General features: G+C 35.2%; 16 protein-coding genes. 5 read left to right on the top strand and 11 right to left on the bottom strand.

Annotated features, from left to right (window positions below; all coding sequences use genetic code 11):
* Window positions 1-83 precede the first annotated feature (83 nt).
* The gene (locus ACQUQZ_RS10080; protein WP_435354780.1) at window positions 84-539 is read right to left on the bottom strand and encodes an Lrp/AsnC family transcriptional regulator; all 456 of its coding nucleotides are present in this window, start codon (window positions 537-539) and stop codon (window positions 84-86) included.
* 150 nt (window positions 540-689) lie between these two features.
* Between ACQUQZ_RS10080 and ACQUQZ_RS10085 the strand changes: the two genes are divergently transcribed.
* The 4 genes from ACQUQZ_RS10085 to ACQUQZ_RS10100 all read left to right on the top strand — a co-directional run bounded on the left by ACQUQZ_RS10085 (window position 690) and on the right by ACQUQZ_RS10100 (window position 6,814).
* Entirely contained in the window at window positions 690-3,251 is a 2,562-nt protein-coding gene (locus tag ACQUQZ_RS10085; protein WP_435354782.1) for a serine hydrolase, read from the top strand.
* Window positions 3,244-4,287 carry a DUF1611 domain-containing protein gene (locus ACQUQZ_RS10090; protein WP_435354784.1) on the top strand — a complete coding sequence of 348 codons (1,044 nt, stop codon included), beginning with the start codon at window positions 3,244-3,246 and terminating at the stop codon, window positions 4,285-4,287. The genes ACQUQZ_RS10085 and ACQUQZ_RS10090 overlap by 8 nt, the downstream gene beginning before the upstream one ends.
* Before the next feature lies 1 nt (window position 4,288).
* The gene (locus ACQUQZ_RS10095) at window positions 4,289-5,362 is read left to right on the top strand and encodes a mandelate racemase/muconate lactonizing enzyme family protein (protein WP_435354786.1); all 1,074 of its coding nucleotides are present in this window, start codon (window positions 4,289-4,291) and stop codon (window positions 5,360-5,362) included.
* A 75-nt stretch (window positions 5,363-5,437) separates the two neighbouring features.
* Window positions 5,438-6,814: an APC family permease gene (locus tag ACQUQZ_RS10100; RefSeq protein WP_435354788.1), complete on the top strand. Its 1,377-nt coding sequence runs from the start codon at window positions 5,438-5,440 to the stop codon at window positions 6,812-6,814.
* A gap of 85 nt (window positions 6,815-6,899) precedes the next feature.
* On the opposite strand, the gene ACQUQZ_RS10105 is transcribed toward ACQUQZ_RS10100, so the two are convergent.
* The 7 genes from ACQUQZ_RS10105 to ACQUQZ_RS10135 form a co-directional block, all read right to left on the bottom strand.
* Window positions 6,900-8,246, bottom strand: coding sequence for a 3-oxoacid CoA-transferase (locus tag ACQUQZ_RS10105; protein WP_435354790.1), 1,347 nt, complete (start codon window positions 8,244-8,246; stop codon window positions 6,900-6,902).
* Between the two features lie 131 nt (window positions 8,247-8,377).
* Window positions 8,378-9,595: a 3-oxoadipyl-CoA thiolase gene (pcaF, locus tag ACQUQZ_RS10110; protein ID WP_435354791.1), complete on the bottom strand. Its 1,218-nt coding sequence runs from the start codon at window positions 9,593-9,595 to the stop codon at window positions 8,378-8,380.
* Between the two features lie 68 nt (window positions 9,596-9,663).
* On the bottom strand, window positions 9,664-10,974 hold the full coding sequence (locus ACQUQZ_RS10115) for a class-II fumarase/aspartase family protein (protein ID WP_435354793.1): 1,311 nt from the start codon (window positions 10,972-10,974) through the stop codon (window positions 9,664-9,666).
* An 84-nt stretch (window positions 10,975-11,058) separates the two neighbouring features.
* Window positions 11,059-11,607: a protocatechuate 3,4-dioxygenase subunit alpha gene (gene pcaG, locus ACQUQZ_RS10120; RefSeq protein WP_435354795.1), complete on the bottom strand. Its 549-nt coding sequence runs from the start codon at window positions 11,605-11,607 to the stop codon at window positions 11,059-11,061.
* A gap of 103 nt (window positions 11,608-11,710) precedes the next feature.
* Window positions 11,711-12,388 carry a protocatechuate 3,4-dioxygenase subunit beta gene (gene pcaH / locus ACQUQZ_RS10125; protein WP_435354797.1) on the bottom strand — a complete coding sequence of 226 codons (678 nt, stop codon included), beginning with the start codon at window positions 12,386-12,388 and terminating at the stop codon, window positions 11,711-11,713.
* Window positions 12,389-12,473: 85 nt separating this feature from the next.
* A complete protein-coding gene (gene pcaDC / locus ACQUQZ_RS10130; protein ID WP_435354798.1) occupies window positions 12,474-13,637 on the bottom strand; it encodes a bifunctional 3-oxoadipate enol-lactonase/4-carboxymuconolactone decarboxylase PcaDC in 1,164 nt (387 codons plus the stop codon).
* A 1-nt stretch (window position 13,638) separates the two neighbouring features.
* Window positions 13,639-14,820 carry a 4-hydroxybenzoate 3-monooxygenase gene (locus tag ACQUQZ_RS10135; protein ID WP_435354799.1) on the bottom strand — a complete coding sequence of 394 codons (1,182 nt, stop codon included), beginning with the start codon at window positions 14,818-14,820 and terminating at the stop codon, window positions 13,639-13,641.
* A 220-nt stretch (window positions 14,821-15,040) separates the two neighbouring features.
* Here ACQUQZ_RS10135 and ACQUQZ_RS10140 point away from each other — a divergent pair, with 220 nt between their 5' ends.
* Window positions 15,041-15,931, top strand: coding sequence for a helix-turn-helix domain-containing protein (locus ACQUQZ_RS10140; protein WP_435354800.1), 891 nt, complete (start codon window positions 15,041-15,043; stop codon window positions 15,929-15,931).
* Here the strand turns inward: ACQUQZ_RS10140 and ACQUQZ_RS10145 are convergent.
* Genes ACQUQZ_RS10145 through ACQUQZ_RS10155 form a run of 3 tightly spaced genes read right to left on the bottom strand, consistent with a single transcriptional unit; the run spans window position 15,906 to window position 19,428 of the window.
* Window positions 15,906-16,775: an amidohydrolase family protein gene (locus ACQUQZ_RS10145; protein WP_435354802.1), complete on the bottom strand. Its 870-nt coding sequence runs from the start codon at window positions 16,773-16,775 to the stop codon at window positions 15,906-15,908. The genes ACQUQZ_RS10140 and ACQUQZ_RS10145 overlap by 26 nt on opposite strands.
* A 7-nt stretch (window positions 16,776-16,782) precedes the next feature.
* A complete protein-coding gene (locus ACQUQZ_RS10150) occupies window positions 16,783-17,550 on the bottom strand; it encodes a 3-hydroxyacyl-CoA dehydrogenase (RefSeq protein ID WP_435354804.1) in 768 nt (255 codons plus the stop codon).
* 42 nt (window positions 17,551-17,592) lie between these two features.
* Entirely contained in the window at window positions 17,593-19,428 is a 1,836-nt protein-coding gene (locus ACQUQZ_RS10155) for a feruloyl-CoA synthase (protein ID WP_435354805.1), read from the bottom strand.
* Window positions 19,429-19,440: the final 12 nt, after the last annotated feature.

The following is a 19,440-nucleotide window of genomic DNA, read 5'->3' on the forward strand; positions in this document are numbered from 1 at the left end:
ATAGAAAAAAGTCTTTTTAAGAGGGCGTCATCACTCAGTTATGTGATGATGCCTTTTTTGTTAAAAATTTACCTAACTAATTCTTAATCAACATTAATTACAGTTGAATATTTTACGTCATGTAAAACCACCGAACTGCTATGAACTTTGACTATTTGGATTTCAGCGAGTTGCTTCAAGAATCCATCATATTCTTTGATATCCTTTACAAATACTTTTAATTGGTAATCGACCAATCCTGCTAAATGATAACATTCCATTACTTGGGGCATTGATTGAACAATTTTTTCAAATGAATCAATATTTTCTTTGGTATAAATTGGCATGGAAACATTACAAAATACTACTTGCCCTTTCTCGACTTTTTCAGCATTCAATAAGGCTACATATCCTTCAATGATTCCATCTTTTTCTAATCTTTTGATACGCTCAAAAATTGGAGAAGTAGTCAGATTTAATGCTTCTGCCAATTCTTTAATAGTCAATTTTGCATTTTGTTGCAAAAGCTTCAGGATTTTCTTGTCAATATAGTCCAGCATATTTTGCTTATTTCTTAAAATTTCAATTACTTAAAAAGAATATTATGCTTAAAATTAATGTATTAAATTAAATTTATTTGAAAAATTTTCATTTTAAAAGAACAAAATATAGATTTAATGAAATTTTCAAGCATTATAAAGTAGTCTTATATGCAAAATTTTTTTTTCAGAAGCTTGTTGATGCTATTTGTAGGGAGCTTATTTTTTAATGCAAATGCTCAACCTTCCAACAAACAAATATCAACTTTAGACTCGGCTTTGGTGAAATTACATGAAAGAGCAATGTTTAATGGTGTTGTCTTGATTGCTCAAAATGGTAAACCCCTCTACAAAAAAGCTTTAGGGATTGCAAATCTTCAATCACAAGAAAATCTTACGGATAATGCTACTTTCAATTTAGCATCCATCTCAAAGCAATTTGTAGCGATGATGACCATGATTTTGAAAGAACAAGGAAAATTAAAGTTTGATGATAAAGTTGATAAGTTTCTACCTAATTTTCCTTATAAAAAAATTACCATTCGACATCTACTTACGCATACTTCAGGTTTACCAGAATACTTTGATTTAGCAACACGATATACCAACACTTTAGATACCCTCAGCAATGAAAAAATGTTACAATTATTTGTCGATTTGAAACCTGAACTCAATTTTGAGTCGGGAGATGAATGGGAATATTGTAATACAGGTTATGTTTTATTGGTATCTATCATAGAAAAAGCTTCTGGTATGAAAATAGAAGATTTTTTCAAAAAGCACATTACCCAACCACTTCAATTAACAAACACCTATGTTTATTATTTAAACATGAAAAGCCCGTTGAGCCTAACAGCTCAGCGGGTTTATGGTTTTGAACGAAAGAATGGTAAAAATTACCTAAATGATTTAATGCGTTTTGATGGAGTGGTAGGAGATGGCAATATTTATTCATCAGCCGAAGATTTATTGAAGTGGGAACAATCGCTTTATACTACAAAACTTGTGAGTAATGCTACCATGAAAGAAGCGTTTTCTCCTATAAAATTAAATGATGGGAGTTTTTATAATTATGGATTTGGGTGGGAAATTAGCGAAGATGAAAAGATTTTGAGCCATACTGGTAGTTGGGTAGGTTTTCTGAATAGTATCGAACGAAATATTGATAAAAAAACAACAGTTATTATACTCACCAATTCAACTGATGATAGTGCTATTGAAGTTGTTGAAGCTATTTTAACCAACAAAAAGCCTCAAATCGCAACTACACAGCTGATCAAAAACATTAAGCTCATTGATGGTGCAGGTACGCCTTTACGCCGTGAAGATGTACGCTTGAAAGATGACAAAATTTGGGAAATTGGCAATTTAGAGGCTTTTGCAAACGAAGAGCTTACTGACGGACAAGGGCTTGTGTTATCTCCAGGCTTTATTGATTCGCATAGTCACCATTTTGGGGGATTATCAAAAGTTCCTGAGGCTATACCTGCTGTTAGTCAAGGTATTACTACGATAGTTATTGGTCAAGACGGAGGAAGTTATCCGATGGATACTTTGCAAAATTTCTTCAAAAAACACCCAGTTTCTATAAATATTGCCTCATATACGGGTCATTCTACTTTAAGAAGTGAAGTAATGGGAGCAAAAAGTTTGTATCGAACGGCCAAGCCAAATGAAGTGGAGAAAATGAAAATATTACTCAAAAATGAGTTAGAAAAAGGTTCGTTGGGTTTGGCAACTGGTTTAGAATATGAATCAGCTTTTTTTTCAAATCGAGATGAAGTCCTACAATTAGCCGATATTGTGGCTGAAAATGGCGGACGCTACATGAGTCATATTAGAAGTGAGGATATTAATTTGGATGATGCCATTGATGAAATTATTGAAATTGGACGTAATACTAAAATTCCTGTTCAGATTTCACACATCAAAATTGCAAAAAAAGACCAGTGGGGTAAATCGCCCCAATTATTGGCAAAATTGCAAAAAGCAAGAGCTGAAGGTATCAATATTACTGCTGATTGCTATCCTTATGATTTTTGGAATTCTACCTTGAGAGTTTTATTCCCAAACAGAGATTATACCAATGCTACAAGTGCCGAGTTTGCCGTTAATCAATTATTTGACCCTGAGAAATCAGTATTAGTAAGATTTGCTCCAAATAAAGCGTATGTAGGTAAAACCATTTCAGAAATTGCTAAAGAAAGAAATGAAAAACCTTCGCAAACTTTGATGAATTTAATCGCAATTGCTGCTGCATTTGAAGAAAAAAATCCAGATTTTAATGAAGGAATTGAAGCAATCATGGGAAAATCAATGGATGAAACTGATGTTGCTAATTTTTTGGTTTGGCCACATACCAATATTTGTTCTGATGGTTCATCGAGTGGGCATCCTCGTGGTCATGGAACATTTACAAAAATTTTAGGCAGATATGTGCGAGAACAAAAATTGATGCCTTTAGAAACAGCCATTTATAAAATGACTGGGCTTTCGGCAGAAAATTTAGGAATCAGAGATCGAGGCGTAATTGCCAATGGAAATTATGCAGATTTAGTGCTTTTTAATCCAGATACAGTCATTGATAACGCCAATATTCAAAATGGGAAAGCACTTTCAACTGGTATTGAAAAAGTTTGGGTTAATGGTGTATTAGTTTTTCAGTCACAAAAACCAACTGGGAAACATTCGGGTGTATTAATAAAAAAAACAACAGAAGATTTAGATGAATAGAGCAGTAATCTTAACGAATGGCTTACTTCAAAAAAGTGATGCAAAAACCGCTCATGGACTTATTAGAGGCACAGAAAGATATCGGATTATTGGCGTTGTTGACTCCGAAATGACGGCAGGAAAAGACGCTGGTGAAATTTTGGATGGCAAAAATAGAAATATTCCCGTTTTTGCCTCTTTAGAAATGGCTAAAAAGGAATTAATTAATATTGATTTTCTGATTATCGGAATTGCTACCATTGGAGGAGTTTTGCCACCAGAAATGTTGGAAATCGTTAAAGAAGCTATCAAAAAAGGTATTTCAATTGTGAATGGTTTGCATGAATACCTTGCTGAAAACCCTGAAATTATGGCATTGGCGAATGAAAATAATGTAACATTGACCGATATTCGTAAGCCTAAAACAAGAAAAGATTTACATTTTTGGACAGGAGAAATATATGAAGTTAGAGCTAAAACGATTGCAGTAATTGGGATGGATTGTGCAATGGGTAAACGTACCACTGCTCGCATGATTAGACAAGCTTGCCAAGCAAATGGCTTGAATGCTCAGATGGTTTTTACTGGTCAAACAGGTTGGTTACAAGGTGGAAAATATGGGTTTATATTTGATTCAACGCTGAATGATTTTGTTTCGGGAGAATTAGAAAATGCCATTGTCAAATGTTGGAAAGAGACAAATGCTGATATTATTTTACTCGAAGGACAATCATCTTTACGAAATCCAAGTGGACCTTGTGGCTTGGAATTATTAATTTCGGGCAATGCAAAATATGTTGTTTTACTTCATGCACCCAAAAGAAAATATTTTGACGATGACCCGCATTGGGGCGAAATTCCCAGTGTAGAATCAGAGATTGAAATTATTGAAAAATTAGGCTCAAAAGTAATTGCGGTTGCTTTAAACACAGAGAAATGTAGCAATCAAGAGGCTTATGATTATCAAAATTACTACGAAAATTTATTAAAAATTCCAATATTACTGCCAATCCAAGAAGGGGTAGAAAATTTGATTCCAACACTTAAAGCCTTATAGTATGAAAATCAAAGCAATTCGCCCCTACATAAAAAATTTGGCTTTGACCAAACCATATACGATAGCTTATAATACTTTTAACGATGTTAGTTTAATTTTTTTAGAAATAGAATTAGAGAATGGCATCATTGGTATAGGTTCGGCAAGTCCTGCGGAAGAGGTAATCGGCGAAAATTCTCAGCAAACTTTAGCTAATTTACAAACTGAATTTGTTCAGAACTTAGTTGGACGAGATATTCGTCATTTTCAGCAAATTATTTTTGAAACGCATCAACAATTTCCCAATTTAGCTGGAACACAAGCAGCGATTGATTTGGCTTTACATGATGCTTTTGGAAAATATTTAGAAATACCAATTGTCTCATTTTATGGGCAAAAAGTTAAATATTTACCTACATCCATCACGATTGGTATCAAGAATGTATCAGAAACGCTCGAAGAAGCAGAAGGTTATTTCAAACTTGGCTTTAAAGTGTTAAAAGTAAAAACTGGAATAAATGTTGATGAAGATATTGAGCGAGTTATTCGCCTGAATGAAAAATATAAAAATAATCTAAAAATTAGGGTTGATGCCAATCAAGGGTATGATCTATCAGATTTAGAAGAATTTCTTGTAAAAACTAATGAAATTGGCATTGAACTAATCGAACAACCATTAAAAGTTGGAAAAGAAACAGAATTATTGCAACTTAATGTTCAAAACCGAAAGATTTTGGCGGGCGACGAATCTTTGAAAAATGCAAAAGCTGCTTTGGCTTTTAGCTCCGAACCACAGCCTTTCGGTATTTTCAATATTAAACTGATGAAATGTGGTGGTATAATTGGGGCTTTAGAAATTGCAACGATCGCACAAAATGCCAATATTGAATTATTTTGGGGGTGTAATGATGAAAGTATAGCAAGCATTACCGCTGCTTTACATGTCGCGTATGCTTGCAAAAATACTCGTTATATCGACCTTGATGGTAGTTTTGATTTAGCCGAAGATTTGGTAAGTGGCGGATTTTCATTAGAGGAAGGTTATTTGAAAATTAATGATAAAGCAGGTTTTGGTTACAAGAAAATTACTTTGTAACACAATTCTCCAAATTTTGATTTAATCAAGCACACAAGTTGGAAACTTGTGCTACAATCACTAAATAAAGAATCAATGTCAAAACTAACTCCCAAAATTGGACTTCGAGCGGCTACTATTTTGGTGGTTAGTGTGATTATTGGTTCTGGTGTTTTCAAGAAAATTGCCCCGATGTCGGCCGAATTAGGTTCTCCACTTTTGGTGATCTTGTGTTGGATTTTGGCAGGTTTCATAAGTTTGGCAGGGGCATTATCAACGGCTGAAATGGCAAGTATGTTTCCAGATTCGGGTGGAGAATATGCTTATTTTCAAAAAATTTATGGTCGATTTTTTGCCTTTTTGTACGGATGGGGAAATTTTACTGCGATAAAAACTGCATCAATTGCAGCATTGGCCTACATTTTTGCTCAATCTTTTAATAGTTTGATTCCACTTCCCGAAATAAATATTAATTGTACTTTTTTGGGAATACACATTTTTGATAATTTTTCAATCAAATTATTGGCATCTTGTTTGGTAATTGTGCTTAGCCTACTCAATTTTAGAGGAATCACTGCAGCTGAAAGTTTGAGCAAGGTGCTTACTTATGTAATTTTTGCAGCTGTAGTTTTATTTGCCATTTTTGGATTAAGTTCAGTGCAAGGTAGCTTTGAAAATTTAACCCAAAAAAGTTTACTTTTTGACGAAACAAAGCTACAAGGGAGGGGGATAGTGAAAGCAATGATGATAGCCAGTTTAGGTGCATTTTGGGGCTATGAAGGATGGAATCATATTGGTTATATTGGTGAAGAAGTTAAAAAACCACAAAAAAACTTGCCCTTAGCTTTGGGCATTGGCACTTGTATCGTGATTTTTATATATGTCTTATTAAACATCATATACGTTTATATTCTGCCCATTGATTTTTTTATTCAACTCAACCAAGCACCTAATAAAATTGCAGCAGTTGAGGTAGCTAATAAGATTTTGGGCAGTTGGGGAATGCTTTTTGTTGCTTGTTTGATACTTATTACAACGATAAATGCTACTAATAGTACGATTATGATGTCGGCAAGGATTTTCTATGCGATGGCAAGAGATGGATTATTCTTCAAAAAAGCGGCATCTATTCACCCAATTTATAAAACACCCGATGTCGCTATCTTTATACAAGCTATTTGGTCAATCCTTTTAATTTGGTCAGGAAGTTTCGATCAACTGACAGATATGTTAGTATTTGCTTCTTTTATTTATTACGGAAGCACTGCACTCGGAGTGATTATTTTACGTGTAAAAAGCCCCGAAATAGAGCGAAAATATAAAGTTATTGGATATCCTTTTGTTCCAATATTTTTTGTACTCTTTTGTGTTTTACTACTTTTTATTACGATTTTCAATCAACCTTATGAAGCAATGGTTGGTTTAGGTTTAATCGCCACAGGAATTCCATTCTATTGGTTTTGGAAAAAATAGGAGAGAAGCAGAAGCAAATATGGCACATCTAACAGATATTTTGGTTATTTTTTAGACTATCAGAAGTACCACATTTATTAACATATTAATTCAACTTTTCAATAAAATGAGCAGAAGTTTTGGCTCTTACTTCTTCTATACTTGCATTTGGCATCAACTCGATCAATGTCAATTTTCCTTCTGGATAGGCAAAAACTGCCAAATCTGTGATAATTAAACTTACAACACCACCGGCAGTAAGAGGTAAAACACAATTCGTGACAATTTTCGGCGAACCATCTGGATTAGTATGGGTCATTGTAATAATGAGCCTTTTTGCTCCTTTGGCTAAATCCATTGCTCCACCAACCCCTAAAAGAGGCTTATTTGGAACAGCCCAATTTGCTAAATTAGCTGCTTCATCCACCTCTAATCCGCCCATAATGGCCACATCAATATGACCACCTCGAATCATGGCAAAAGAATCGGCACTATCAAAATAACTGCTTCCTTTCAGAGCAGTAACTGGAATTTTACCAGCATTTACTGGATAATCCATTGCACCACCCCCATCTGTTGGAACTGGGCCTACTCCTAACATCCCATTTTCGGTATGTAAAATGATACCATGTTCATCTGTAATCAAGTCAGCAACTAGAGTAGGAATGCCTATACCAAGATTGACTACATCACCTTTTTTCAATTCGGCTAAGGCACGCTTAGCCATATTCATTCGACTTTCATCAACTTTTTTTGATGACGAAACCGAGGCAGAAGTTCCTAAATCTTCGAGTGTTAATTTGGCTTCAACTAAATAATCAACATAACAACCTTGCGTGTGAACATTTTCAGGTAAAATTTCGCCCACTTCTACAATTTCTTCAACTTCCGCAATAACCAAATCTGCAGCAGTTGCCATGCCCTTATTAAAGTTGTTTTCGGTCATACGGTATTGTAGATTTCCCGCCGTATCAGCTCGCCATGCTCGAATAAAAGCCACATCTCCTCGAATACCTTTGATGAAGACTTGTTCAACTCCATCAATTATTTTTGTTTCTCTATCTTTTGCAATCAACGTACCTGCTGAAGTTGGCGTGTAAAATCCACCGATACCTGCTCCACCTGCTCGAATTGCCTCCGCAAGTGTACCTTGTGGCAAAAGTTCATAATCGACCAAACCTGCTTGAACAGCTTTAACTGCATTGATATTGGAAGTAAAAAAGGAGCCAATAATTTTTTTTAATTGACCATTCGCCAATAAGCGATCACCACCAAGTCCAGGTTCTCCAGTATTATTGCCAATAAAAATAAGATTTTTTGTGTCTGTTTTAGCCAATGCGTGCATGAGATGCACGGGGTTTCCTGTCATACCAAAGCCACCTTGGAGCAGTTTATCGCCACTTTTTACCATTGCTGCTGCCTCTTCTACTGTTATTTGTGGTACTTTTTTCATTTTAATAAAAATTCTGCTTAGTTTTAGCCAATAAATAATAATGAAATTGCCCTTTATTAAAGGCTGTAAAAAACTTTAATAAAAATATTGTAACTTACTTATAATAAGGCATTTATAGGTTATTATACACATTAAACTTTCTCCAAAATTACCGCATATCCCATCCCCACACCTATACACATGGTAGCCAAAGCATAGCGTTTTTTCTGTTGCGAAATGTCGTACCGTTGCAATTCTAATGCTGCCGAATACACAATTCTCGCACCAGACATTCCTAATGGATGGCCCAAAGCAATAGCACCACCATTTGGATTAATTCTTGGGTCGTTATCGGCCAGGCCTAAGGCACGTGTACAAGCCAAACTCTGAGCGGCAAACGCCTCATTGAGTTCAATAATGTCAATGTCATCCATTGTCAAACCAGCTTTTTGTAGAGCTTTTTGAGTAGCAGGAACTGGCCCAATTCCCATGATACGGGGCTCTACACCTGCCACTGCTGATGCCACGATTCGAGCTAATGGTTGGAGATTATATTTATTTACACCTTCATCAGAGGCTACCAATACGGCAGCCGAACCATCGTTTAACCCAGAAGCATTACCAGCCGTAACAGTTCCATTTTCCTTTTTAAAAGCTGCTCTAAGTTTTGCTAAGCCTTCCAAAGTGCTTGAAGGTTTCACAAATTCGTCTTTATCAAAAATCAAGGCATCACCCTTCTTCTGTGGAATACTGATTGGCGTAATTTCTTCGCCTAATCGCCCTGAAGTTTGAGCAAGTGAGGCTTTTTGTTGTGACCAAAGTGCAAATTTATCTTGGTCTTCACGACTGATATTGTACATTTCTGCTAAATTTTCTGCCGTTACACCCATCGCATCTACCCCGTAAAGTGCTTTTAATTGTGGATTGATAAATCTCCAACCAAAGCTACTATCGTGCATTTCAACATCATTTCCGAAAGGTTTGGATGATTTTGACATTACCCAAGGGCCACGTGTCATGTTTTCAACACCACCTGCAATGAATAAATGCCCATCGCCCGATTGAATAGCACGGTGTGCATGGACTACGGCCGACATACCCGAAGAACATAAACGATTGACAGTTTCGCCTGGCACTGTAAATGGTAAACCAGCTAACAGTAACGACATTCTGGCTACATTGCGATTGTCTTCACCAGCTTGATTGGCACAACCGAAAATCACTTCATCGTAGGCATCTAATGGAATATTTTGATTTCTTTCAACTAAAGCTTTTATTACTAAAGCTCCTAAATCATCTGTACGAATGGTGGAAAGCGAGCCTCCAAAATTTCCAATAGGAGTGCGGATACCGTCTATAATAAATGACATTTTTTGATTGATTTTTTTAATTTTATTGTCATTGGTATCTTCGACTTCGCTCAGACACCAACGCATACTTATTTCAAATGTTTGATTTGTGCAACAACTTTGTTCATAATCTCTCTTGAAACACCTAAATGATTGTCAATATTTAATGCTAAATGCCAATCAATTTTCAAATCGTAAGTTAGGTTTAATAATACTTCTTCTAAACTTTTACCCTCTGAAACAACATCTTGACATGCTTTTTCTACAATAATTTTTGCTTCATTTCTTGGTAAATATTGGGCTAAAATAAAACTTGCAGCTTCAGAAAATACCAGACCATTGAGCAAATCAATGTTTTTTTGCATGGCATTAGGGTTTGCTTTCAAATTTTTACTGATTGTCAAGGCATGATTTAAAGCAGTTCCTGTATTGAGTATCATTTTTGGAAGATTTTCCCATTCTAATAACCAAGCAGTACCATCTCTCTCATTTCCGTGAATCATACTTTGAAGCTGAATTGAAGCCAGATTAGCATTTTTCTTGGCCAAAACAAGCAAAGTTTCACTCAAAATTGGATTATTTTTATGTGGCATCGTGCTTGATTTTCCTCCACCATCTGCATTTTCAATTACCTCATTGATTTCAGTTTGCGACATCAGTAAAATATCTTGCCCCATTTTCCCAAGAGATTCACTTAACAAAGCCAACCAATTGGTAAATTCTGCAAAATTATCCCTTTGATTATGCCATGGTAGAGCGAAATTTAAGGCCAGCTGTTTAGCTAAAGCTTCTGATATAATTAATCCTTGGTCTCCTAGAGCTGAAAGATTGCCTGCAGCACCACCTAATTGTGCAACTAATAGACGAGGTTTTAATTGAGCCAATCGCTCTAAATGTCTAATTAACGGACTTGCCCAATTGGCAATTTTTTGTCCAAATAAAATCGGCACCGCCTGTTGTGTTCTGGTTCGTCCAATTGTTGGTAAATTGCCTTGATTATCAATTAATACCGCTAAGTTTTGTAATAATTCAAGTATCTTTTTTTCAAGAATGGGAATAACTTCCTTGATGATTAATACTTGTGCAGTATCCATAACATCTTGCGAGGTAGCCCCCCAATGAAGATAATCTTTGGCAGCATCAGACAATGCTTTTTTTGCAAGATTAATCAATGTAATAGTTGGAATTCCATTTTGTAAAGTGCCTTCAGCTAAGGATTCTGGTAAAATTTGAAGTGTTTTAAGCTTTTCTTCAATATTTTGGGCTGCTTCTTTTGGTATAATTCCTAATATTGCCTGCACTTGTGCCAAAGCGATTTCAAAATCCAACATTTTCCTAATGAAATGTTCATCTGAACAAATCATGCCTAAACTTGGGTCATTGAGGTATTTTGAAAACATCTTTTTTAATTTATGGTATTAGAAGAGGTGGCTCTTATATATGTTGAATTTATAAATAACTTTTCAGCAATTCTTAGCATTTATTTATAAGTCAAAAAACACAGTTTCCCCTTCACCTTGCATTGTGATATTAAACTCATAAAAGACTTGCCCGTTGACTATCTTTTTATAGGCTATCAATGTATTTCGTCTTTCTTCAGGAATAGCATTCAATAAACTATCTTGTTGATTTGCTTCGGTTTCATCAGAGAAATAAAGACGTGTATAAAGATGTCTTAACGAACCTCTCATAAATAAGATAACATTGATATTTGGAGCTTGTCCGTCAATTGCTTGTGGCTTGACTGTTGTAAATGTAAAACTAATATCAGATGATGTGCCAGTTCCTAATCTACCGAAACCTTGTTTGTTGTTTAATCTTAACAAGTCTTCTTGGTAAAGTTCAATCATTGCATCTGGAATGGCAAGACCATTGCCATCAAAAATTTTACCGTTAATATAAATTCGTTCACCCTCGGTCTCTGGTTTTATCAATAAATCATCAAGAATACTACTAAAATCATAGCCGTATTGACGAGCTGTAAGCCCATAAGCGAAAAAAGGACCGACTGTTTGGGATGGAGTTTGCAACATAAAGGTTATAAATTTACGATTTTTTTAGAATAAATTTTACATATTATTTCGAGTAAAAACTTACTTATGAGTAAATTTTACTTTTTTTTTAATACATAAAATTTCAATTTTCAAATATTGTTCTTAGCTTACCATTCAAAACAATATTAAATTCATAAGCTAATGCAAATTCAGGATCAGTATAATCCATGCTAAATTTCGCAATCATCAAATGTTGAGCGTGTTTGGGAACAGAATTGAAAATAGGGTCAAATTCGAAGAGTGGGTCGCCTGGAAAATACATTTGCGTTACTAATCGATGCTCAAATTGATGACCAATTACTGAGAAATGGATGTGATTTGGACGCCAAGCATTATGATGATTTCCCCAAGGATAAGCACCAGGTTTGATTGTATAAAATGAATAATTTCCAGCACTATCAGTTAACATTCTACCTGCTCCTAAAAAATTAGGATCAAGCGGTGCATCATGAATTTCTGCTTTATGTATATACCTTCCTGCCGAATTTGCCTGCCAAATTTCTACTAAAACATGAGGGAGTGGTCTCTCATTTTCGTCCATTACTTTTCCAAAAACTTTGATTCTCTCACCAATAGGTTCTCCATTGACACGAGCATTTTTTGTCAAATCATTATCAAATTTCCCAATAGCCGATTCACCATAAGCTGGCAAACGCAAATCTTTTAAATTTTCGGCTACAATAATTAATGGTTTTGTTGGACTTCTAAAAATCGTTGATTTATAGGGGGCATACAAATGCGGGGGTTGGTTGCTTTCCATTTTGATTTACGATTAATAATTTACGATTTTTACTAAGTTATTTGTTTTCAAAAGAGGTTATTATTGGGGCAAGAACTACTTATTTCTAAATGTCAAATCCTAAATCGTTATAAGTTTTCTTAGCAATTTTCATAGCACCATTGGTTCTTGGGACTCCAGCATAAACACCTGTGTGCATCAAAACTTCTCTGACATCTTCCTGAGAAGCTCCTGTATTTTGTGTTGCTCGGATGTGCATCGCAAGTTCTTCTTCCAAACCTAAGGCAGTCAAAATCGCAATTGTAATCATCGACCTCTCTCTTTTTGATAGATGAGGCCTTGACCAAATTGCTCCCCAAGCACTATTAGTAATGTATTCTTGAAAGTCTTTATCGAAAGTAGTTTTATTAGCCTCAGCTTTGTCAACATGGGTATTTCCCAATACAGAACGGCGAGTTTTCATGCCTTTTTCGTAAAGACTAAGCGAATCGTCCGTTACAAAGTCTAAAATTAATTGAGAAACAATCTCAGGTTTTTCAACACAAGGAATATGCCCCACGCCTTCAATCAATACATATTTCGCATTCGGGATTTGGTCTGCCATTGCTTTTACTTGGGCTGGGGGAGTAGAGCCATCCACTGTTCCTGCCAAACAAAGCGTTGGAATGTCAATTGCTGCAATTTCGTTGGTTAAGTCATTGATCTTCAATGCTTCACAGGCCTGAACATATCCCACTGGATTTGAATTAGCAAGCATTGCTTTATAACCTGATAATTCATTCGCATGATTTTGATGAAAATTTTCTGAAAACCATACTTTCATCACTGTGTCAGCAATAGCAGCAATTCCCTTATTTTGTACAATATTAATTCTGGTGTTCCAGCTTTCTTCACTTCCGACCTTTGGGGCAGTATTGCTCAAAACAAGCTTTTCAATACGATTTGGGAATTTTAAAGCCATTTTTTGACCAATAATTCCACCAATGGATAAGCCAATAAAAATACATTTATCAATTTCTAAAGCATCTAATAATGCAATAACATCATCGACGTAATCATTGATAGTTAAAGGGTTTTGAGTAGTTTCGGATAATCCATGACCACATTTATCGAAACATACAATTGAACCATATTTACTTAAATTTTCGACAACACCATCCCAAATTCTAAAATCTGTTCCAAGTGAGTTGACAAAAACAAAAGTTTGAGCAGCACTACTTTTGAGGTATTTGTAGTGAATATTGTGTCCGTTTATGTTGATAAATTTCATTTTATATTTCTTTTAAGCCTACATAATTTTCGGCAATGGTTGTTTTATATGCTTCCGAAATGCCAATATAATCAAATTTTGCTTTTTGTAATTGGTATTCAAATGAGCCATGTTCACTTTGTTTATGGAAAAGTGTGGTCATGAAATTTGAAAAATCTTGGGCTCTCCAAATACGTCTCAAGCAATCTTGAGAATAACTTTCCAGTAAATGTTCTTGGCCATTTGTATAAAATTCTTTGAAAGCTGCTGCCATGAATCGAATATCTGCCACTGCTAAATTCAAACCTTTTCCCCCAGTTGGTGGAACAATGTGGGCAGCATCACCAGCTAAAAATAAGCGACCATGTTGCATATTATCAATCATAAAACTCCGCATTGGAGTAATACTTTTTTCAAAAATTTCTCCACGATTGACTTTAAAATCACTGCCATTACTCAATCTAATTTCGAGTTCATCCCAGATTTGTTCATCTGTCCAATTTTCGATTTTATCATCATTTGGCACTTGAATATATAATCTACTTACAGTTTCTGAGCGAAGGCTACTCAAAGCAAAACCTCTTTGATGATAAGAATAAATTAGTTCGTCAGAAGATGGAGCAGCATGGGCTAAAATCCCTAACCAACTAAAAGGATATTCAATATGAAATTCATTGTATGAGTCTTTAGGTAAAGTTTGACGACTAATACCATGATAACCGTCACAACCTGCTACAAAATCACATAATATATTATGTTTTTCTCCATTTTGCTCAAAATGTATTTCTGGAGAATTACCTTCGATACCTTCAATTGATTTGGCTGAGGCTTCAAAAAAAAATTCGCCTCCTTGTGCCAATCGAGCTTCGATGAGGTCTTTTACAACTTCTTGCTGCCCATAAATTGTAATACATCTTCCCCCAGTTAATTCTTTGAAAGGTACACGATGACGCACACCATCGAAATTAAGATATACGCCATGATGTTCGGCTCCTTCACATTCCATACGCTCACCCACACCCATATCTTTGAATAAATCTACGGTATTTTGTTCCAATAATCCTGCACGAACTCTTGCTTCTACATACGCACGACTACGGTTTTCGATGATGATTGATTCAATACCAAATTTCGCCAATAACAGAGAGAGTGTGAGTCCTGCTGGCCCAGCACCAATGATTCCGACTTGTGTTTTAAGTTGCATTCGTTTTTATTTTGATTATAAATTTTATGCAAAATTGATATTTTATTTGTTGAAATATCTTAAACAAAAACAACAATTTATTAAACAAATCAAACATTAATGAAGTGATAATATAAATGAGATTATTATATTTGCTTCATTTAAAGTAATTTATTTAATAAATTTTACTTAATTTAAAGTGAAATTTATTAAAGAGTTAAATATTTAATAATTATTAAATATGAACAAAAAAAACATTAATTATGCTTTATACGGAGAAGAAGACAAAGCCATTCTTCCGAATTTTGTTCATTGTGAACTACTTGAAACCAGAAGTAAAATTCATGAATGGGAAATAAAACCTCATTTTCATACCCAGCTTTGTCAAATTTTTGTCATTGAGTCAGGTGCTGGCGAACTTAAAACCGAAACAACTAATATAAAATTACCAGTTCCTTGTGTGCTATTGATACCCGAAAATACCTTGCATGGCTTTAATTATAGTTCAGATTCGGTTGGGTGGGTAATTACTTTGTCTGTATCATTTATTGAAAATTTGTTTAAAGATTCAAATGTTGTTTTATCTTCATTTCATAAAATGCAAATTATTGATGCCACCCAAGAAAAAACAAAGTTTGATACCATCAATGATTTGGTTTATAAAGTAAATAAAGAACTTTATGAAGAATTACCAGAAAGAGCTTTAGCTTTACATGCGTATTTACAGCTTTTGTTTGTTCAAATTTTTCGATTTTCTAATATTAAAGATTCTGCTTTAAAAGAAAACAATCGAAATTTGCTTCATTTTCGAGATTTTCAACGACTGGTAAGAAAATCACTTCTATCAAAAAAAACGATTAATGAATATGCACACGAATTGGCCATTACACCTGTTCACTTAAATCGAATTTGTCAAACTTTGGTAGGAAAAACCTCATCACAGGTACTTCAAGACCACCTCATAAAAGAAGCTGAAAGCTATTTACATTATACTTCTTACTCGATTTCAGAAATTGCATATTTGCTACAATTTGAATATCCCTGTTATTTTACTCGATTATTTAAGAAAAAAGTGGGTATTTCACCTAAAGAGTTTAGAGAGAAAGTTAAGGCCTCAAACCCAGCATTTTAATGGCATTTTCTTTTAAAATCAATGGTTTTACTTCATCTTTAAATCCAGCTTCCTCAAAATCTTTCATCCAACGCTCAGGTGTAATGAGAGGGAAATCAGTTCCAAACAATACCCTGTTTTTCAACATAGTGTTGGCATATTGTACCAATTGTTTCGGAAAATACTTGGGCGACCAACCACTCAAATCAATATAAACATTTGGCTTGTGCATGGCCACCGATAGAGCTTCATCTTGCCAAGGCCATGAAGGATGTGCAATAATTATCGGACAATCTGGAAAATCAATCGCGACATCATCGAGGTGCATAGGGTTTGAATATTCTAAACGTAAACCACCACCACCACGAACACCCGAACCAAAACCAGAATGCCCTGAGTGAAAAAGCATTGGTAATTTGTATTCGGCAATGACTTCGTATAAATGATAGGCCATTTTATCCTGTGGGTAAAATCCTTGTACAGTAGGATGAAATTTAAAGCCTTTTACGCCATAATTTTCTATCAAATCTCTGGCTTCTCTTGCTCCCATGCGACCTTTGTGTGGGTCAATGCTGGCAAAAGCAATCATGACATCATCATTTTTTAATGCTGCTTCGGCCACTTCTATATTTGGAATTCTCTTTTTACCAACTTCATGCTCAGAATCTACCGTAAACATCACAAATGCTAAGTTACTTTCTCGGTAAAAATCAGCTGTTTCTTGAATTGTTGGACGCTTATCAGACTTGAAATATTTAGCAAAAGCTACATCAAATTCTGAACGATAATCATCGTGAGGTTGACAACATGATACTTCAGCATGCGTATGAACATCGATTGCGGTAATTTTTTCTATATTAATCATTGTCCTTTTATTTAGCTGCCATGCGAATAGCTCCATCTAAACGAATCACTTCACCATTTAGCATTTGATTTTTTATAATATGTTCTGCCAAAGCAGCATACTCTGATGGTTGGCCTAAACGAGCAGGAAAAGGTACTTGTTGACCTAAAGAAATACGTGCTTCCTCAGGTAAACCTGCCAAAAGTGGGGTTTCAAAAAGTCCTGGTGCGATGGTCATGACACGAATACCAAGACGAGAAAATTCACGTGCAATGGGCAATGTCATGGCAACAATTCCACCTTTTGAGGCTGAATAGGCTGCTTGACCAATTTGACCATCAAATGCTGCAACAGATGCTGTATTGATGATTACACCTCTCTCTCCACTTTCACCAACTTCATTGTTTTGAATGACAGCCGCAACCAAGCGAATAACATTGAAAGTGCCAATGAGATTGATAGAAATTGTTTTTGTAAAAGAAGCCAATGAATGAGGGCCATTTTTACCAACAACTCTTTCAGCAGGGCCAATGCCCGCACAATTGATTGCTCCATTTAAGCCACCAAACGTTTGTAGAGCAATAGAAATAGCATTTTGTACACTTTCTTCATTACTCACATCAGTTTGAACAAACTTTGCATTTTTTCCTAAAGTTGTTTCAGCGTGTTCTCCTGTTACTGAATTAATATCAGCCAATAAGACATTTCCGCCATTTTCAACAATGTTTTTTGCAGTGGCAAACCCTAAGCCAGAAGCTCCGCCTGTGATTAGGAAAGTTTTATCTTTGATCTGCATAATTTTAATATTTTTATATTGAAATCTTCTTTATTTGTAAATTTAAGCAATGCAAATTATATCATTTCCTACATTGGCATATAATTTTTCAACCAAATCAGTTCTATATTTCAATATCGCTCTTTGATTCAGCGAACCCTTGTCAGTAATTTCACCTAAATCAATCGAAGGAGCATCAATGGCAATGATTGCTCTCTCAATTCTTGTCGCACTTCCTGTGGCAGTTTTAGCGAAATTATTTAATTGATTGAAAAGATATTCTCTGACTTTCGCATGTAAAAAGGCCTCTTGATTGGATATATTTGCAGCTAAATTTGCTAATTTTCTGCAAGCATCAGCATTCAAAAATAAGATAGTTGTAATAAAATCTCTATCAAGGCCAACAATGACTGCATCCTGTACGATGGGTGCAGTTGCTGAAACTAACTTGGCTTTTAAAACACCTACATTTACCCAAGTTCCAGTTGAAAGTTTAAAATCTTCGGCAATTCTTCCATCAAAAATTAAGCCCTTGTCTGGAAAATTTTCGTCAACAAATTTGACAGCATCACCTGTTTTATAGAAGCCTTCTTCATCAAATGCGTTTTCAGTGGCTGTTGGTTGTCGCCAATAGCCAGGTGTAACATTTGGCCCTTGATATAGAGCTTCCAGTTTATCTCCGTCAGGACGTAATTTTACAGTCAACCCAGCCACAGGTACACCCAATAAACCTGAGAAACTACCACCCCAATTGGCAAACATGGCCGATGGACCAGATTCAGTACAACCCAAACCTGTAATAATTGGTATCTTTTTCCCAATGGTTTCTTGAGCCAATTCTTCCAATTTATTCCATACAGGTTGGGCCAAAGAGGCACCAGCATAAAAAATAATATTAAGTTTACTAAAAAACTTTATACGCAATTCTGGCTCTTTCTCAAGATAAGGAATCAGTTCTTCAAAACCTTTGGGAACATTGAAGTAGGCAGTAGGGGAGATTTCTCTTAGGTTTTGAACGGTCGTTTCGATTCCTTTTGGAGTTGGTTTTCCATCATCTATATAAAGAGTTCCGTTGTTATATAAAGTTAAACCAAAGTTATGATTGCCTCCAAAAGTATGATTCCAAGGTAGCCAGTCAATAAAAACAGGAGGTTCATCTTCCATGAAGGGAAAAACCTGAGTGATTTGTTGCAGGTTTGCACAAATCATTTTGTGTGTATTGATTACTCCTTTAGGTAAACCAGTTGAGCCAGATGTAAATAGGATTTTTGCAACTGTATCAGGGCTGATTTTTTCGTGTGCATCTTCAACATCATAACTTAATTTGGTACTTTTAATATTTTTAAAAAGTATTGTTTGTATGTTTTCTAATGGTAATTCAGATACTATCAAAGTTGCATCTGAAAAGAGTTCTGCCGTTAATTGTAATGCCCCTGCATAGGCTTTGCCATTTTGAGCAAATACTAATTTGGGTGTCATCATTGTTAATGTATGACGTAATTTTCCAAAATCATTCGAAACTAAAGAGTAGGCAGGAGCAATTGCTGAAAAAGGGACACCAACATGCAATGCTGCTAAAGCTAAAAGAGCATGTTCAAGGCTATTTTCAGACAAAATCATTATGGGACGTTCGACAGAAACTCCGCAATCCAACAAAAATTGCCCAATATTTTTGACATATTTTAATGTTTGAGAATAGCTTAAATGATCCCAAAGTCCATCTTGTTTTCGTTTGGCAATGAATGTTTTGTCAGGTGTTTTTTCTGCCCAAAAAACCAATTTTTCTGTTAATTTTTCAGGAAATTTACCCAGTTCTTGTTTTGATTTAAACAAAATTGTGCCGTCTACAAATGAATGCTTTTGCGTAGCTGTTGGGCCGAATTTAACTTGTTTGAACATTTTTTGTTTCAC

This window comes from Emticicia sp. SJ17W-69 (assembly GCF_051209875.1).
In the GTDB taxonomy this organism is placed as follows: domain Bacteria; phylum Bacteroidota; class Bacteroidia; order Cytophagales; family Spirosomataceae; genus Emticicia.

Bases quoted from the DNA above. Each gene is read 5' to 3' on its own strand.
- pcaG (WP_435354795.1), bottom strand. From the start codon at position 11,607: ATGTTGCAAACTCCATCCCAAACAGTCGGTCCTTTTTTCGCTTATGGG.
- ACQUQZ_RS10085 (WP_435354782.1), top strand. From the start codon at position 690: ATGCAAAATTTTTTTTTCAGAAGCTTGTTGATGCTATTTGTAGGGAGC.
- ACQUQZ_RS10095 (WP_435354786.1), top strand. From the start codon at position 4,289: ATGAAAATCAAAGCAATTCGCCCCTACATAAAAAATTTGGCTTTGACC.
- ACQUQZ_RS10140 (WP_435354800.1), top strand. From the start codon at position 15,041: ATGAACAAAAAAAACATTAATTATGCTTTATACGGAGAAGAAGACAAA.
- ACQUQZ_RS10155 (WP_435354805.1), bottom strand. From the start codon at position 19,428: ATGTTCAAACAAGTTAAATTCGGCCCAACAGCTACGCAAAAGCATTCA.
- ACQUQZ_RS10100 (WP_435354788.1), top strand. From the start codon at position 5,438: ATGTCAAAACTAACTCCCAAAATTGGACTTCGAGCGGCTACTATTTTG.
- ACQUQZ_RS10150 (WP_435354804.1), bottom strand. From the start codon at position 17,550: ATGCAGATCAAAGATAAAACTTTCCTAATCACAGGCGGAGCTTCTGGC.
- ACQUQZ_RS10135 (WP_435354799.1), bottom strand. From the start codon at position 14,820: ATGCAACTTAAAACACAAGTCGGAATCATTGGTGCTGGGCCAGCAGGA.
- ACQUQZ_RS10090 (WP_435354784.1), top strand. From the start codon at position 3,244: ATGAATAGAGCAGTAATCTTAACGAATGGCTTACTTCAAAAAAGTGAT.
- ACQUQZ_RS10115 (WP_435354793.1), bottom strand. From the start codon at position 10,974: ATGTTTTCAAAATACCTCAATGACCCAAGTTTAGGCATGATTTGTTCA.
- pcaH (WP_435354797.1), bottom strand. From the start codon at position 12,388: ATGGAAAGCAACCAACCCCCGCATTTGTATGCCCCCTATAAATCAACG.
- ACQUQZ_RS10080 (WP_435354780.1), bottom strand. From the start codon at position 539: ATGCTGGACTATATTGACAAGAAAATCCTGAAGCTTTTGCAACAAAAT.
- pcaDC (WP_435354798.1), bottom strand. From the start codon at position 13,637: ATGAAATTTATCAACATAAACGGACACAATATTCACTACAAATACCTC.
- ACQUQZ_RS10145 (WP_435354802.1), bottom strand. From the start codon at position 16,775: ATGATTAATATAGAAAAAATTACCGCAATCGATGTTCATACGCATGCT.
- pcaF (WP_435354791.1), bottom strand. From the start codon at position 9,595: ATGTCATTTATTATAGACGGTATCCGCACTCCTATTGGAAATTTTGGA.
- ACQUQZ_RS10105 (WP_435354790.1), bottom strand. From the start codon at position 8,246: ATGAAAAAAGTACCACAAATAACAGTAGAAGAGGCAGCAGCAATGGTA.